Below are 16,130 nucleotides of genomic sequence, written 5' to 3'. Positions count from 1 at the left end.
ATAAAAAGAATCGGGCTGATAAAAATTTATCAGCCCGATTCTTTTTATGGTATATTTTTATTTGTTGTCACGAGACCATATTTCATAGATTGGATCTCCTTTGGAGCTCAAACCACTATGATGCCATTGAGCATCTTTAATTTCTCCATCAAAAGAAAGTTCAGCACCTACGCGACTATTATCTCTCGAAAAGAAAAGAATCTTTTCGGTGTATTTTTTGTTGGTAAAGGTATATGTTCCGCCTCCAGTTCCATAAAATCCTTTCTCAGCAGGATTAATTGCAATCCATTGGAAATACCCGTCAACCAGTATTTTTATGGTCTTGCGGTCACCCCGAGGGATTTCGGACATTTTATTATCTTGCTTGCGACCTGTTATTCTCCATAGCCCATCCAAATCTTGCTTATTGGCAACTTGTTTTTTGAAATTTAGGTTTCCCATTGTAATTCCATCTGCATTTGCTTTGGCATTTGTTTCCTTTGCTTTTCCAATTTCATCCGGTTTAGCATCGTTATACTCTACTTGGACTTGAATTCCATTGGTGCCTTCTGAAAATGGTCCGCCCCATGTTGAGAGATACTTATTGTCTTCATATTGGATATAAGAACTGTATCCATCCACGAATAGCCATAAATGGTTTACATTGCCATCCTTAGCTAGGTATGCTCCTGTAGGGGACTGCTTACTCTGAGCCATGACTGCAAAGCTCATCAGCAGAATCGTCAAACTTAAAAATATTCTTTTCATGTTGTTATTCTGTTGGTTATCTCTTAAATATAATTAAAACCATTTAAAACACAAACTGTTTGATTCTTCATATCAAAGGGTTATTTTTACGCAAATTTTAAAACTGGCAGCCTTGCAGAAATCTCACAGTATACTATTAGTTAGTTTTTTTTGGTTATTTATTTTATCGATTTCTACCTCATTTGGTCAGGTGGATTCTTTGCCAAAGTCTATTGGTGACAGCCTGAGATTTCGAGAGGATAGTCTTTCCACATTAAGTACCCAACCCAAATTCTTAAATGATACCCTTGAATGGGATTTAAATCCAAAGCGTAAAAAGAATTTTTGGCGAGCAGGGGCTCAATGGTTCCTTGCACAGGCATTGCCGGCATCCTTTAACCGCTTTATAACAAAAGATCCATATTCATACATCTCTTTTCAGAACTTTTTAGACCATCAGCGTTTTAGTGCTTGGGATTGGGATGACAACCAGTTTACGACCAATCAGATTGACCATCCTTTTCATGGTCAGATATATTTTAATGCTTTTCGAAGTAATGGTTATAATTTTTACCAGTCTAGTCTCGCTACTGTTGCTGGGAGTTATATTTGGGAGACTGCTGGAGAGACCCAACATCCTTCCATCAATGATTTGGTCAATACAACATTTGGCGGTATCCTGATGGGGGAGATGATGCATCGAGTATCCCGCAATATCTTGGCAAGGAACAGAACCGATCACAACCGATTGGGAAATGAGATCGTAGCAACCATAGTAAACCCAATAAATGGTTTAAACAGGTTTTTGGATGGAAAATGGGGCAAGAAGATCGATGATTATTATGGTGCGGATTCATCCGTAATCACGGCAGAAGTGGATTTGGGAATTCGAAGATTTGACGCTAAAGAAGGAGACTTTCTTAATGAGGGTAAGAATGCTTTTTATGGAAGGTTGAGATTCCGTTATAGCAATGGAGATCATAATTATAAAAGACCATTTGATCAATTCTCGGTCAACCTTGAATTAGGGAATGGGGATAGTTCATTTATCAATGCTGTGAATGTTCATGCTCTACTTTACGGGGCCAAGTTTTTCAAGTCCCAAAAAGGAGATCATTATGGCACCCTAAATGCGCATTATGACTTCTATAACAACGATGCTTTCTTCTATGGGGCACAGAGTTTGAATTATAATTGGCTATCTGAATTCAGGTACAAGAAAGGGAATCGACTGAATCTAAGTGTTGGTACAGGTGCAGTTGTTTTGGCTGCGGTACCAGATCCATATCTTTTATACGGTGCAAGTCGAAATTATAATTATGGACCGGGGGCATCCTATAGATTTAGAGGGGATTTGATGATCCTCAACCGATTTATGTTGAGTGCTGATTATAATGGTGGTGTTTTCTTTACTATATCTGGAACTGATTCATATTATGTTTTACATGGTTTGAATGTTGAGGCTAGCCTCAGGTTATACAAGAGGTGGTCGATTAATCTAAGTTCTGGATATTTCAATTTACAAGGTCATTTCAGAGACCAACAATATCCTGATTTCAACAGGGAATATCCATATGGACGACTTTCAGTAGGATATAACATTTTCTTTTAAAAATTTTATTTTGTAGAAATATATTTTCATTTAGTTATTGGTTGGTGGATTTCAATTGATATATTTACGCCAAAATTATTCAAAACCATGACCAATATTACATTAACTAGACTAAAGAAATCTTTAGGGCTTCTATTGATTTTCAGTAGCGTTCATTACGCTTCATTTGCGCAAGAGGCTGATTCAAATGAAAATTCAGAATACTATGTAACTTCCACTAAAGGAGTAAAGTTATCCGTTCTAGCACCGATTCTAACGTTTCAATACGAGCACCCAATTGGCCCAAAAACGGTGTTAGACTTCAATGCAGGAATGGCCTTGTCATTTAGTTCTAGTAAATCAACAATTTCCTTAAATGATAATGACGAATTTTCTGACAAGTCCAATGAATATGCTTTTTCCCCAATTCTTACTTTTGGTGTCAAACACTTTTATAATTTTGCAAAGCGCCAGGAACGTGGCAAGAATATTCAGAACAATAGCGCAAATTATTTTGGAAGCCGTGTTGTGGGGATATTGTTAGGTTGGCATAATCAGAAAAGTGTTGTAAATGGAATTGAGAGCAAAGCATCAGAGTTTAGTACTGACGGTGCGGTTGTCATTGCCCCAGTTTGGGGTATTAACCGACACATGGGCAATAAATTCAATTTTAATTTGGAGTTAGGTCCATCATTGGTGATTAATGAGGAAGTTGGATATGGGGCTTGGATAAATGTAGGTTTCTCAAAATCTTTTTAGTGAAATAACTGTATAAATAAAAAGGCCTGAAATATAAATTTCAGGCCTTTTTCTATTTTATAACTAATTCGTGCTTTTCTTATTTGTCAAGCTTTTCGAATTTGTCAAAATCAATCTTTTTAGATTTGATTTTAACAGTTTCTTTTAATTGATCGAACACTTTCAAAGCTTTCACTTCTTCGAACAAACGGTTAGCTTGCTCTCTGTCGCCTAACAATTGCATTGCAAATTGTTGTAATTGCTCATCAGTAGGTTCTTCATTGATGTTGTACATTTTGATCTGAGCATAGATACGTTCTTTCGCTAGATCTACAACTTCATCATATTTAACCTCTAAGTTATTAGCTGTTACGATGCGGTTTTCGATGATTGTCCATTTCAAGTTGTTCAAGAAATCTTCGAATCCTTCTTCGATTTCAGTAGCTTCTAAGTTCGGGTTAGTTGCTTTCAACCATTTTTTCAAGAATTCTTCAGGGAATTTCGCATCAACTTTCTCCATTCCGAAAGTATACATATCGTTGCGTAATTTCTGAGCTGAGTTTTGTTTGAACAAGTTCTCAACTTCTTCTTTTACTTTTTCGTTGAATTGTTCTTCTGTAGTTACTTCACCAGCAGGGAACAATTTATCGAAAAACTCTTGGTTCAAGTCAGACTCTTCTAATCTATTGATGTTTTTAACTGTCAATTCGAATTTAGTAACGTCTAAGTTTTCAGCTTCATCTTCAGTTACGCCAAGGATACGAGCTAAGTCAGCAACTTTGAAAGCTTTTTTAACGTCTACTTTTACAGTATCGTCTTTTTTCAATCCTACAAGTGATTTTTTCACTTTAGCATCTTCGATAATATCGGTGCGGATCGAAGTTGTTTTTTCGATACCTTCTTCTTTATCTTGTTTCAAAGTAGCATAAAGAACATCACCTTCTTCAGAAACTTCTGGGTTAGTCATTTTACCATAGCTACGACGTAAGTTTTTGATACGTTCAGCAAGAGTTTCCTCATCAGCTTTGATGTCGTATTCAGTAAATTCAGTCTCGTTAGAGAACGGAATATCGAATTGAGGAGCCAAACCGATTTCGTAGTCGAAGTTAAAAGTATCTTTGAAATCCCAGTTGTATTGTCCGTCTTTATCTTCTTCTTTCGGAAGAGGTTGTCCTAATACTTCTAGTTTTTGTTCACTGATATATTCAGCAATTTTATCATTGATAATTTTATTGATCTCATCGAATAAGATCGCTTTACCGTACATACGTTTGATGTGTCCAGTAGGAACCATCCCTGGGCGGAAGCCTGGTAGTTTAGCTTGTTTTGCTTGGTCTTTAATTGCTTTATCAACCTGTGGATTATAGTCCTCAGGTGCTATTTCCACTTGGATATTAGCGTTGATGTCATCAATGTTCTGGTGTGAAATATTCATACTCTTGTTTTAGCTTTTCGCAATTAATAAAAAAAATCCTCCCGACGTTTAATTTTCGGGAGGACATCAAGTGCGGAAGAAGGGACTCGAACCCCCACGCCTTGCGGCGCCAGATCCTAAGTCTGGTGCGGCTACCAATTACGCCACTTCCGCAGTTAGGATTTTATTGAGCCACAAAGATAGAAACCAAACCTATATATGTCAAGCTTTTTTTACTATTTTTTGGATATCTACTCATAACTGTTTGTATGTTAACGACCTAATTTTTCAATTGACGCCGTTTTATGGTTTCGTAAGACGCTAAGAATCATATAATGCCCTAAATTCAATCCAGAATCAAATTTTATATAGCTAAAATAGTATCTGGATTCCCTCCTAATTTTACCAATTCCGGTGTTGTTGTGAAAAAAAAATAAAAATTATTTGGGAGTATGAAATATTTGCACTTACTTTGAAACACAAAGTACTTTTATGGACCAGAGAGATATCTTAAAAGAAATAGGCCAGATCCGCTCCATGATGGAGAAGTCGTCGAAATTTATGTCCATCAGTGGACTATCGGGAGTTTTGATTGGTTGTTTTGCATTGTTAGGCGCAACTGCAGCATATTTTGTAGTATATGGATCCAGAAGCCTTTTTGGATATAGGGATTATTATGTTCTGGATGAACAAGTATTGTGGAAACTTATTATCATAGCTTTTATTGTATTGGCAGTTTCAGTTATCGTAGGGGTGATCATGGCTAAGGCAAAAGCAAAAAAAGCAGGACAGAGTATTTGGAATCCAACCAGTAAAGCATTATTAAAGGCGATGGCTATTCCATTGATTACAGGAGGTCTATTCTCAATTATCCTTATCAGTCAAGGTGTATTTGGGTTGGTTGCATCCAGTCTGTTGATATTTTATGGTCTTTCGTTAGCTGCCGCAAGTGTATTCACGTTCCGTGAAGTAAGAGTACTTGGAATTTTGGAAATCATCTTAGGCTTATTAGCTTTGGCCTTCCCTGGATATGGAGTCGTGTTTTGGGCCTTGGGATTTGGAGTATTACATATCGTTTACGGGTTAATTGTCCATAAAAAGTACGAAAGAAAGTGAGTCTGGATTTAACATTATATGACAAGGTATTTGAAAATAGGGTCCGCCTGCAAATCATGAGTGTATTGATGGCAAATGATTCCTATGATTTCAATTCTTTGAAAGAATTGCTGGAGGTGACAGATGGGAACCTTGCATCCAACTTAAAAAGTTTGGAAAAGGAGGGATATATTTTGGTTAGTAAAACCTTTATTGATCGTAAGCCAAATACCAGCTATAGTAAAACAGATAAAGGACAAAAAGCATTTGAAAATCATTTGATTGCACTTGAGAGTTTAATTAAACAACAGTATAAATAAAATTTTTTTTAACCACCTACTTTGAAAGTCAAAGTACTTTTTGAAAAGAAAAAAAATGAGAGGACTACGATTAAAATTCATGTTATTTTTATACAACTGGTCATCAAGGTTGTATGCTGAGCTTTTTAAAGGATATAAAGCGGCATGGGGCATTTCAAAACAAGATTTTCTAAACTATCCGCAAGGAAGTTTGGGCTACGCAATGGGAATGTTTTATCAAGAAAAGGGCTTTGACGTAATGCCAAAGCTAGAAAATCATGATGTATTTCACCTATTGACAGAAACTGGAACTGACATTTCTGATGAGATTGCAATGCAATATCTCTTATTTGGAAATGGGAAAATCAGTCTTTACCTGATTGCGATGTTATTTATTGGTACTTTAATCTTTCCTGAGCACAGTCAGTATTATTGGTCTTCTTATAGGAAAGGAAAATCCATGCATAAATTCTACCATATTGAATTCAAGGAATTCCTTTCTGAATCTATCATCGAATTACAAAACACATTTTATAACAAACAACTAACACTTCAAGTAAATCCACTAAAACATGGAAAATAATTCATTAAACCAAGGCACTGAGAATAGTTCTCAAAAGACCTTGATCGAAAAGATAACCGATTCATTGATTCTAAAGATCTTTGTTATATTTTTCTTGATGCTGATTCTATTGATTCCGTTGGGATTGATTGGAGATTTGATTTCAGAGCGGAACAATCGAGAGTCGAATGTATCAACAGAGATTGCCCGAAAATGGGGTTTGGAACAGGTGGTTACGAGTCCAATAATAGCAGTTCCCTATGATATCGTGTTAGAAACTGTGGAACCTTCCTCCGATGGCAAGAGCAGTTCTATTAGCCGCACTGTTAAGACTGAGTATGCCTATTTAATGGCTGACCAAACTCAAATCCAGGCTGATGTAGAACCTACAGTGCTGAAAAGAGGCATCTACCAAGCTATTGTCTATAACTCAAAGATCAATATTAAAGGAAATTTTAAAAACTTTGATTTGGATAAATTGAAAATTCAAGCCGCAGACCTGAAGTGGAATGAAGCAAAATTAGTCTTTGGGATTCAAGATATTAAGGGTATTTCCGCAAGTCCTAAATTCAAATGGGATGGCAAGGAGTATGAGATGGGAAAATATGAACAAGACCTCAGATTATTCAATCAAAATCTAACTGTTGATTTGCCTTTGGAAGGAAATGAGTCATTAAATAAATCATTTGAAATCAACATGGATTTAAAAGGTTCAAAATCTTTGAACTTCTTGCCGCTAGCTAACCAGACAAAAATCATGGCAACTGGTAAATGGTCAAATCCAAGTTTCAACGGCAATTTTTTACCTGATGAGAGAGAAGTTGGAGAAACTTTTAAAGCCAGCTGGAATATTCCTGACTTTAGCAGGAAGCAGCCTCAGCAATGGAAAGGAGATCCTATGCGTATTTATGATTTCTCGGGAATTGATTTAGCAAATGAAGCTGACGGTAACATCTCCTATCAAGATGCAGCCTCTGCTAGTGTTGCTGCTGCCAATGGCGTAACAGATAGCCAGACATTAGCGAATGACTATGATATGGTTCAGATTAATTTCTTGCCAAATGTAGATAACTATCAGAAATCAACTCGAGTAACAAAATATGGAGCTTTGGTGATCGCTCTGACTTTCATTTCTCTAGTATTTATGGAAATTATCAAAAAGCAAAGAGTTCACATCATTCAATATGTGTTGATTGGATTTGCAATGGTATTATTCTATGCGCTATTGCTTGCGATTTCTGAACATATAGGCTTTAACATGGCTTATCTTATAGCCGCTATAGCCACCATTGTGTTGATTTCATCGTTTATAAAAGCGATAACCAAGGATATGAAATCGGCACTGAATTTTGCTGCTATTTTAACCCTGTTTTATACATTTATATTTGTGCTGTTGCAACTCAGAGATTATTCATTAATCGTGGGTACTGTTGGGTTGTTCATTATTCTTGCTGTCTTGATGAGATTATCAACAAAAATAAATTGGTACCAATTTGAAAAGCAATGATCAAGCTAAGTAAAACATCCATAAGAATGTATCTGACGAGCATGTGGCTGTTATTTTGGAAAGTCAGCCGCAGAATTTAGATCATGATTTCGCTTTGCCTGTCAACTTTAGTAAATTGGCAGGCAAAACGAATTTTAAATTATGCACAAGATAACATGGATTGGCGCATTCTTATTGATCAATAATATGGTTATTGCACAAGAAGGAAAAGAAGTTCCGCAAAAGGTGGATCGTCCAAAAGTAGAAAATCGCGTAAGGCGTTCTGTAAATGTTGAACCATTGAGCCCAAAGAAATTATGGGAATTGGGAAGAGTTACAGCAGAGGGGCTTTCCAAAGATGGTTCTCAATTGATATATGGAGTTTCAAATTATCAATTTGAAGAGAATAAATCTGAAAAGAACCTTTTTGTTATTCCTGTAAACGGAGGAGAGGCTAAACAATTTACCTCTGAGGCGGGATCTGAATCTGTTTTAAAGGTTGAAGGTGATGATATCCATTACATGTTCAAAGGACAGATTTGGAAAAAGAACCTTAAGGATGGTAATTCTATTCAATTAACGAATTATGAAGATGGCCTTGAAAATGTGAAAATTTCCCCTGATGGAAAGCATATCCTTTTTAGCAAAGCTGTACTTCTGAAACCATATTATAGCCCTAACAAGTATGAAGACCTTCCTAAATCCAATGTATATATCTATGATAATTTAGATTACAGGCATTGGGATACTTGGAACGACGGTAAGTTTAACCATCCTTTTGTTGCTACCTATGATAATGGAAAGATAGGAGAGGCAAAGGACATTATGGCGGATGAACCTTATTATTCTCCGACAATGCCATTTGGTGGGGCAGAGGACCTTGCTTGGGCTCCTGATGGCAAATCCGTACTATATGTTTGCAAGAAGAAATTCGGTACTGAATACGCCCAAAGTACCAACACAGATATTTATCGTTATGATTTGGCTTCAGGAAAGACTACCAACCTGACCGAAGGAATGAACGGCTATGACAATACACCTGGTTTTAGCCCTGATGGGAAAATGATGACCTGGTTGAGCATGAAAACGGACGGATATGAAGCAGATAAAAATGATATCTATATTCAAGATCCTGTGTCTGGGCAAAAGCTAAATCTTACGGCCCATTGGGATGGTACCGTCAATTCATATACTTGGAGCAAAGACAATAAGAAAATCTATTTTGTAGCACCTACTAAAGGAACTGTTCAGGTTTTTGAATTGCAGATTCCTGCCAATCTTAAGAATATGTCTCTTCCAAATATCAAACAAATATCCTCAGGTGATTTTGATATCACCGGAATTGTTGGTGAAGTAAAGGATGGCTTGGTTGTTACCTCTACTAAAATGACTAGAGCGACAGAGGTATTTATGTTTAATTTTAAATCCAAGTCTCTATCACCGATTACCAAAGTAAACGACCAGATGTATGCTACTGTTGCAGATACTAAAGTTGAAGCAAGGATTACTAAGGCAACAGATGGCTTAGATCTTTTCTCATGGGTGATCTACCCGCCAGATTTTGATCCTACTAAGAAATACCCTACACTTTTGTTTTGTCAGGGAGGGCCTCAATCTGCAACTACACAATCTTATTCCTTCCGTTGGAATTTTCAGTTGTTGGCTTCCCAAGGATATATTGTAATTGCTCCAAACCGTCGTGGCATGCCAGGATGGGGAGTGAAATGGAATGAGCAAATTTCCAAAGATTGGGGTGGACAAGCAATTCAGGATTATCTTTCAGCAATTGATGATATTGCTAAGGAATCATACGTAGATAAAGATAGGCTAGGTACGGTTGGCGCTAGTTACGGAGGGTATTCTGTATTCCAGTTGGCTGGAGTTCACGAAGGACGTTTCAAGTCATTTATTTCACATTGTGGTTTGTTTGACATGAAATCTTGGTATGGCACAACAGAAGAATTATTCTTCGCCAATCATGATCTAGGAGGACCGTATTGGGATAAGGCAAATGAGAAAACCTATACTGAGTTCAACCCGAGCAACCATGTAGAGAAATGGGATACTCCGATATTAATATTTCAGGGAGGTAAAGATTACCGTGTTCCAATCGGCCAAGGCTTAGAAGCATTTCAAGCAGCACAATTAAGAGGGGTAAAAAGTAGATTGGTATATCTTCCAGATGAAAACCACTGGGTGTTATCAGGCCAAAGCGCTCAAGTGTGGCAAAGAGAATTCTTCGGATGGCTAGACGAAACCTTGAAAAAGTAATAGAACAGAATAGTGATTGAAATTCACAATACTGATTAGAATAAAATAAGGGTTCGGTATACCGAACCCTTATTCTTTTATCTTGTGTTATTTAATTACTTTCCAACTCTTATCCCACCTCATCAATCAACCTTCATTAACACTTTCAATCCCACATCCCCATCTCACATCCCACATCCCACATCTACTTTGTTTGCTAATACACTTTCTATCTCACATCTCACATCTCATATCCCACATCTACTTCGTTTGCTAATACACTTTCTATCTCACATCCCACATCTCACATCTCATATCTACTTCGTATCCTTCTTACCAAAGATTGAGATTTTCAAATATTTCCCTGGGTTTTCTTTCAGGTCTTTTACTAATTGATCCAAGCTTTCAGAGGCATTAGTAAGGTTATTGTACAATTTCTCATCATGAATCAATTGGCTTAAAGAACCTTCGCCTGTATTGATTTTATTGGTGATTTCCATCACATCCTTCATGGCTTGATTAGCATTGTCAACGGTAGCTTTGATTTCAGTTTTAGACAGGTCATCTGAAAGGTTGTCCAAATTCGCTAATATAGAATTGATTTTTTCATTATTGTTCTTGAAGTTCATGGTAATGGACTCCATATTTGAAAGAATCTTACTCAAGCGATTTTTCTCGGCACCCATCAATCCATCTACATCACCAGTAATCTTTTCAAGATTTTTCAAAGAAACTGAAATACTATGAACGCTGCTTTTGAAGTCACGTTGAAAGTTCTCGTCCAATACAGAGTTTACACCAGATAGTACGGAATCGAGTTTTACGACTAAGTTTTCGATTTTCTTTTGCAGAGGTTCTACTTTTTCCATCAGATTGGCTTGTACATCGGAAAGGAGAGGATCTCCATTTCTTGCCATAGTTGTACTGTTTCCAAGCTCGAATACAATTGCTTTACTTCCCAAAAGGTCGGCACTTACAATTCTAGCAACGGTATTGGATGGAATGTCGTATTCATTTTTAATCTTAAATTCTGTTCTGATTTTTCCATTTGGCTGTAGAGTAAGGTCGGAGACTCTACCAATCTGAAATCCGCTGACCAAAACAGGTTTAGAAACCGCTAGTCCGTCAACATTATCATATTCGGTATAAAAAGTATTTTCGCTGCTAAATACATTGTTTCCTTTAAGGAAACTGTAGCCAATAAATAATATAGCAATAGCAATACTGGTTAATGCGCCGACTTTAGTTTCGTTAGATATTTTCAAAATTACCCTAGTTATATAGTGTTTACTTTATTTCTACCGCCAATTTAAGAAAAAGTTTATTTTTCTACACTCTTTCGGTATGTATTTATAGCATTAAATAAATCATTTACAATAGATTCTTGACCTGCTGATGACATCATGAACCTTTCTTCGTCGGGATTAGAAATAAAACCAATCTCTGTAAGTACTGCTGGCATTCCTGCTGTCGCCAATACTGCCAATGATTGTTCTTTGACACCTCTATCAGTCCTGTTCGATCCTGCAAATTGATCCTGCATATAAGAAGCTAACTTAATGCTTTGTTCTCTATATCTTCTTTTCATCAATGAGAACACAATATAAGTTGAAGGGTCCTTAGGGTCAAAACCACCGTAGTTTTCTTTGTAGTTCTCTTCCATTAGGATAGAAGCATTTTCACGGATCGCTACATCTTGGTCTCCTGTACGGCTAAAACCCAGAACCAAAGTTTCTGTACCTTTAGCAGAGGTATTTAAGACACGTTGAGTTACATATCTCCCTCTACTGTTTTTTACTCGACGTGATGATGCGCCACCTGAGTTACAGTGAATAGAAATAAATAAATCTGCATGATGCTTATTAGCCAATGCTGGTCTTTCATACAATTTCGGGTACACATCAGTTGTACGAGTATACACGACCTTAATCCCCGGGAATTCTTTTTGGATTTTTTTTCCAAGTTTCAGGGCTACTTGCAAGGCGATATCTTTTTCTTTTGATTGTCGTCCAACTGCCCCTGAATCATGCCCTCCATGTCCAGCATCTAGAACGATTGTTTTTAATTTTCTTTGAGTCCCTTGATCATTTTGTGGATCAATCGGCTTAAAACTCGCTAATAATACAACTGAAACACAGGTTATTACTAAACTTACTTTCCCAAACACCTTCTTCGTTTTAATAAAATTTTTCAATTTATCCTTTTTGTTTCTCTATTCTAACAAATTCTATACCTTATTGTAAACCAGTACTGGTTTTATAATGTTTTATGGCATCTACTAGGTTGCCCACAATCTCTGCCTGTCCATTTTCTGACAGCATAAATTTCTCTTCATCGGGATTTGAGATAAATCCGATCTCTGTAAGTACTGCTGGCATTGCTGCGGAAGCAAGAACCGCTAATGATAATTCTTGTACACCACGATTTGGTCTTCCTTTTTTCACATACTCGTTTTGAATATAAGTTGCAAAACGAATGCTCTTATCTCTGTAAGTCCTTTTCATCAAGGAGAAAATGATATAGGTGGATGGATCATTCGGATCAAAGCCTCCATAATTCTCTTGATAATTCTCTTCGAATAAAATATCGGCATTTTCCCTTACGGCAACTTCTGATTCACCTCTTTGCAGCCTGTTAAAACCACAAACAAAAGTTTCAGTTCCACTGACTTGTGGTCTACGAATTGTTTGAGTTACATACCTGCCGTTTTTTCCACGAACCCTTTTTTCTGAATTCGCTGAATTGCAGTGAATGGAGATAAAAAGATCAGCATGGTTTTTATTCGCTAATGCTGTTCTTTCGTGAAAAGGAACATCAATATCGGTATCTCTTGTCAACATAGCCTTTACACCGGGCATTTCTTTTTCTATAGCTTCTTTTAATTTCTTGCTTACTTGTAACACAATGTCTTTTTCGGCAGAAATACTTCCATAAGCTCCTGGTATTCTTCCGCCATGTCCCGGGTCGATAACGACCAATTTAAATGCTTTATTATTTTGAGTGGTTTGTGAAGTGGTATTGTCCTGATTTTCTTTCTCTTGAGAATTGACTAAACTGCTGAAGAAAATCGTAGGTAGAAGGATTGCGAATACTGCTAAGCTAATTTTTGTAGATTTATTAAAATGCATAGTTAACGTCATTATTTAAGTCTTGCCAGCAACATTGTTGATTAAACTGTTAAATATGGTGAACTTTATCAAAAACCTAATCGTTGTTATTGATTTTTGACTATTTTTGCCAACAAGAGTTTAAAATTAGCACAAAAATAACATTCATATTTCATTTTGAAGGCCTTAAGTTGTTTTTTACTTTCTGTTCTGTTTTTGTTTGTAGGGCTATCTGTGCTTCATGCTCAGGTAAGACCTAATACTAACAATCAAAATGTTACAATAGATTCCCTTCAAAGAGATACTATTCCTACAGATACTTCCAAAAATAATTTCAAAGATGTTAATGGGCAAGACACCGTTCATATGAATAATGAAGGAGGTCTTGAAACGGTAGTAACAATCACCGCAAATGACTCATCATGGAATGAAGTTAGCAAGAATATTTTACATCTCTATAAAGGTGCGAAGGTAAAATATGAAGGTTTTGAACTAGCAGCTGATTACATCCGATTAGATAGAAATACAAATGTATTATTTGCAACGGGTGTCATAGACCATAATGGTAAATATGTAGGACGGCCAGTGGTTATTATGCCGGGAGAGTCTCCAATTGCTGTCGATTCACTGCTCTATAATTACAAAACACAAGTGCCAAAAACCTTTGGCGTCATGACTGAGGTCGATGGCGGATATATCCAGGCACGTGAGGTCAGAAAGAACATCTATGATGAAATGTCCCTGTATCAAGGGCTCTATTCGACCTGTAATCTGCCTTACCCTCATACACACTTCGGTATACAGATTACCAAAGGGGTGATTACTCAAAAACAGATTATCGCAGGACCTTCCTATTTAGTTGTCGAGAATATACCAATTAAATTCTTGGCTATTCCATTTGGGTTTTTCCCGAAACAGGATAAAAAGAGTTCTGGATTTCTATTTCCATCATTTGGTGAAGATGCTGCCCGTGGTTTCGCAATGCGTGACCTAGGCTGGTACCTTACGTTCAATGATTATTGGGATTCTGAAATTAGAGGAACATTGTATTCCAAAGGTACCTGGGAAGCGAATGTAAGAACGCAATATTTAGTAAACTATAAATTCAACGGTAACTTTGCTCTTCAATACGGATCTTATGTTCAGGGTGTTGAAGGTACTGACAGCTTTGGCCGCGAAAAGAACTTCAGGTTTACCTGGAACCATAGCCAAAGACAAGAAGCCAACCCGGGAACTTCATTCTCAGCTTCGGTAAACTTTGGTTCTCGTAATGCCTATAGAAATGCTGCTACTACGGGCCAATATAATCCGATGGAAGCAATCAATAATAGGATGGGTTCATCAATTGCTTATGGTAAAGTATTTGCAGATGGAAAGGTGAATTTTACAGCTAATATGTCCCATGATCAAAACCTCTCTTCTGGGGACTTAACCTTAGACTTACCAACCATAAGTTTAAACGTAGCGACCTTTAACCCATTTGACTCTAAAGATCGTATCGGTGAACAAAAATGGTATCAGAGAATTACAGTAGGTTATAGCTTACAAGGTCAAAACAGAATCCAAACCAAAGATTCATTATTGTTCAGAAAAGAATCAATTCGCGATTTTACAAATGGTATCCAACATAATATACCGGTGAGTTTGAGTCTAAATGTGATGAAGTATTTCCAATTCAATACTGCATTTAATTACACCGAGCGTTGGTATCTTCAATCTATTCGTAATAGGCTGACCAATGAACCTTATGGTTTCAAGGCGGTAAAAGATACCTTGCAGGGTTTCAAACGGGCTTATGATTATTCTGTATCTACTGGTCTTTCAACCAAGATCTATGGTCAGATGAACAGAAAAATTGGTAAGGTTGAGGCCATGCGTCATACCATTACCCCATCCATTAATGTTAACTATAGGCCTGATTTCTCAGATCCTAGATATAATTTTTACAGGGATTTTACGGATGAAAATGGAGTATATAAAAGATATTCGATTTTCGAAAATGGAGTTTATGGAACTCCAGGGGCTGGCAAATCATTTGGGATAGGATTTTCAGTTGATAATAACTTAGAGGCTAAAATCCGGAATGATAAAGATACTACGGGTACTGGCGTCAAGAAAGTTCCGATTATTCAAGGTTTGACCTTTAGTGGAAATTATAATGTTGCTGCCGACTCACTAAAGCTGTCTCAAATCAGCTTCTCTGGTCGTACAGCATTGTTTGACAAAAAAGTAAATGTCAACTTTAATGGTTCATTCGATCCTTATTCTTATGATAGGTATACCGGTACTAGAATTGATCGCTTTGCGATTAAAGACGGTAAATTAGCGCGATTGACTAATTTTGGATTATCATTTGATTATAGCTTAAACCCTAAGGCGAATGAAAATCGAAGTGAAAATATAGATTCTTTACGTAGTTCTATGCCTAACCTTACGCCTGAGCAGGCACAAGCATTAGCAAGAATCAGTACTGATCCAAATGCATTCGTAGATTTCAATATTCCTTGGAATTTAGCGGGATCATTTAGTATGAACTATAACCAGGTTTTCAGCCGTGAAAAAATGCAGATGGAAACTAGAATTACAAGTACGGTAAATGTACATGGTGATTTCAATGTAACCCCGAAATGGAAAGTTCAATTCAACACAGGATATGACTTTGTGCAAAAAGAAGCTTCCATGAGTCAGATTAGTATCTATCGTGACCTACACTGTTGGGATATGTCGGTAGGTTGGGTTCCATTCGGAAGATATAAGAGTTATAACATCACCATTCGAGCAAAAGCATCGATTTTGCAGGATTTAAAATTAACCAAGAGACAGAGCCATTTCACATATTAAAAGCTCTAAATAATACGATAT

At 36.9% G+C, this 16,130-nt stretch carries 13 protein-coding genes and 1 tRNA gene; 8 read left to right on the top strand and 6 right to left on the bottom strand.

The genetic code is table 11. The features are described from left to right. Positions 1-57: 57 nt before the first annotated feature. Entirely contained in the window at positions 58-747 is a 690-nt protein-coding gene (locus CRT24_RS13935; RefSeq protein ID WP_099371827.1) for a hypothetical protein, read from the bottom strand. Between the two features lie 112 nt (positions 748-859). Here CRT24_RS13935 and CRT24_RS13930 point away from each other — a divergent pair, with 112 nt between their 5' ends. Beyond that, positions 860-2,338: a DUF3943 domain-containing protein gene (locus CRT24_RS13930; protein WP_099371826.1), complete on the top strand. Its 1,479-nt coding sequence runs from the start codon at positions 860-862 to the stop codon at positions 2,336-2,338. 87 nt (positions 2,339-2,425) lie between these two features. Then, positions 2,426-3,076 carry a hypothetical protein gene (locus CRT24_RS13925; protein WP_099371825.1) on the top strand — a complete coding sequence of 217 codons (651 nt, stop codon included), beginning with the start codon at positions 2,426-2,428 and terminating at the stop codon, positions 3,074-3,076. A gap of 79 nt (positions 3,077-3,155) precedes the next feature. Here the strand turns inward: CRT24_RS13925 and CRT24_RS13920 are convergent, their stop codons facing one another. Together CRT24_RS13920 and CRT24_RS13915 are read right to left on the bottom strand one after the other, a co-directional pair. After that, positions 3,156-4,490 carry a trigger factor gene (locus CRT24_RS13920; RefSeq protein WP_099371824.1) on the bottom strand — a complete coding sequence of 445 codons (1,335 nt, stop codon included), beginning with the start codon at positions 4,488-4,490 and terminating at the stop codon, positions 3,156-3,158. Positions 4,491-4,561: 71 nt separating this feature from the next. After that, a tRNA-Leu gene (locus CRT24_RS13915) sits at positions 4,562-4,643 on the bottom strand. Positions 4,644-4,961: 318 nt separating this feature from the next. On the opposite strand from CRT24_RS13915, the gene CRT24_RS13910 reads away from it, so the two are divergent. The 5 genes from CRT24_RS13910 to CRT24_RS13890 all read left to right on the top strand — a co-directional run bounded on the left by CRT24_RS13910 (position 4,962) and on the right by CRT24_RS13890 (position 10,182). Continuing rightward, positions 4,962-5,585 (top strand): hypothetical protein, encoded by a 624-nt coding sequence (locus tag CRT24_RS13910; protein WP_099371823.1) that lies wholly within the window; start codon positions 4,962-4,964, stop codon positions 5,583-5,585. Further along, positions 5,582-5,884, top strand: coding sequence for a transcriptional regulator (locus CRT24_RS13905; RefSeq protein ID WP_099371822.1), 303 nt, complete (start codon positions 5,582-5,584; stop codon positions 5,882-5,884). Before CRT24_RS13910 ends, CRT24_RS13905 begins: the two co-directional genes overlap by 4 nt. A gap of 79 nt (positions 5,885-5,963) precedes the next feature. Further along, complete coding sequence (locus tag CRT24_RS13900) at positions 5,964-6,446, top strand: Coq4 family protein (RefSeq protein WP_180269141.1); 483 nt, start codon at positions 5,964-5,966, stop codon at positions 6,444-6,446. Continuing rightward, entirely contained in the window at positions 6,436-7,932 is a 1,497-nt protein-coding gene (gene creD / locus CRT24_RS13895) for a cell envelope integrity protein CreD (RefSeq protein WP_099371820.1), read from the top strand. The genes CRT24_RS13900 and creD overlap by 11 nt, the downstream gene beginning before the upstream one ends. 141 nt (positions 7,933-8,073) lie before the next feature. After that, positions 8,074-10,182, top strand: coding sequence for a S9 family peptidase (locus CRT24_RS13890; protein ID WP_099371819.1), 2,109 nt, complete (start codon positions 8,074-8,076; stop codon positions 10,180-10,182). Positions 10,183-10,478: 296 nt separating this feature from the next. On the opposite strand, the gene CRT24_RS13885 is transcribed toward CRT24_RS13890, so the two are convergent. The 3 genes from CRT24_RS13885 to CRT24_RS13875 are packed head-to-tail and all read right to left on the bottom strand — an operon-like array spanning position 10,479 to position 13,289. Further along, the gene (locus tag CRT24_RS13885) at positions 10,479-11,426 is read right to left on the bottom strand and encodes an MlaD family protein (protein WP_099371818.1); all 948 of its coding nucleotides are present in this window, start codon (positions 11,424-11,426) and stop codon (positions 10,479-10,481) included. 56 nt (positions 11,427-11,482) lie between these two features. Then, positions 11,483-12,355 carry an N-acetylmuramoyl-L-alanine amidase gene (locus CRT24_RS13880; RefSeq protein ID WP_257214051.1) on the bottom strand — a complete coding sequence of 291 codons (873 nt, stop codon included), beginning with the start codon at positions 12,353-12,355 and terminating at the stop codon, positions 11,483-11,485. A gap of 40 nt (positions 12,356-12,395) precedes the next feature. Then, positions 12,396-13,289: an N-acetylmuramoyl-L-alanine amidase gene (locus tag CRT24_RS13875; protein ID WP_099371859.1), complete on the bottom strand. Its 894-nt coding sequence runs from the start codon at positions 13,287-13,289 to the stop codon at positions 12,396-12,398. Positions 13,290-13,484: 195 nt separating this feature from the next. Between CRT24_RS13875 and CRT24_RS13870 the strand changes: the two genes are divergently transcribed. Then, complete coding sequence (locus CRT24_RS13870; RefSeq protein WP_257214050.1) at positions 13,485-16,109, top strand: putative LPS assembly protein LptD; 2,625 nt, start codon at positions 13,485-13,487, stop codon at positions 16,107-16,109. The last annotated feature ends 21 nt before the right edge of the window (positions 16,110-16,130 follow it).

This window comes from Sphingobacterium sp. 1.A.5 (assembly GCF_002734235.1).
Taxonomy (GTDB): domain Bacteria; phylum Bacteroidota; class Bacteroidia; order Sphingobacteriales; family Sphingobacteriaceae; genus Sphingobacterium; species Sphingobacterium daejeonense.
This window is presented reverse-complemented; position numbering and strand designations above follow the sequence as displayed.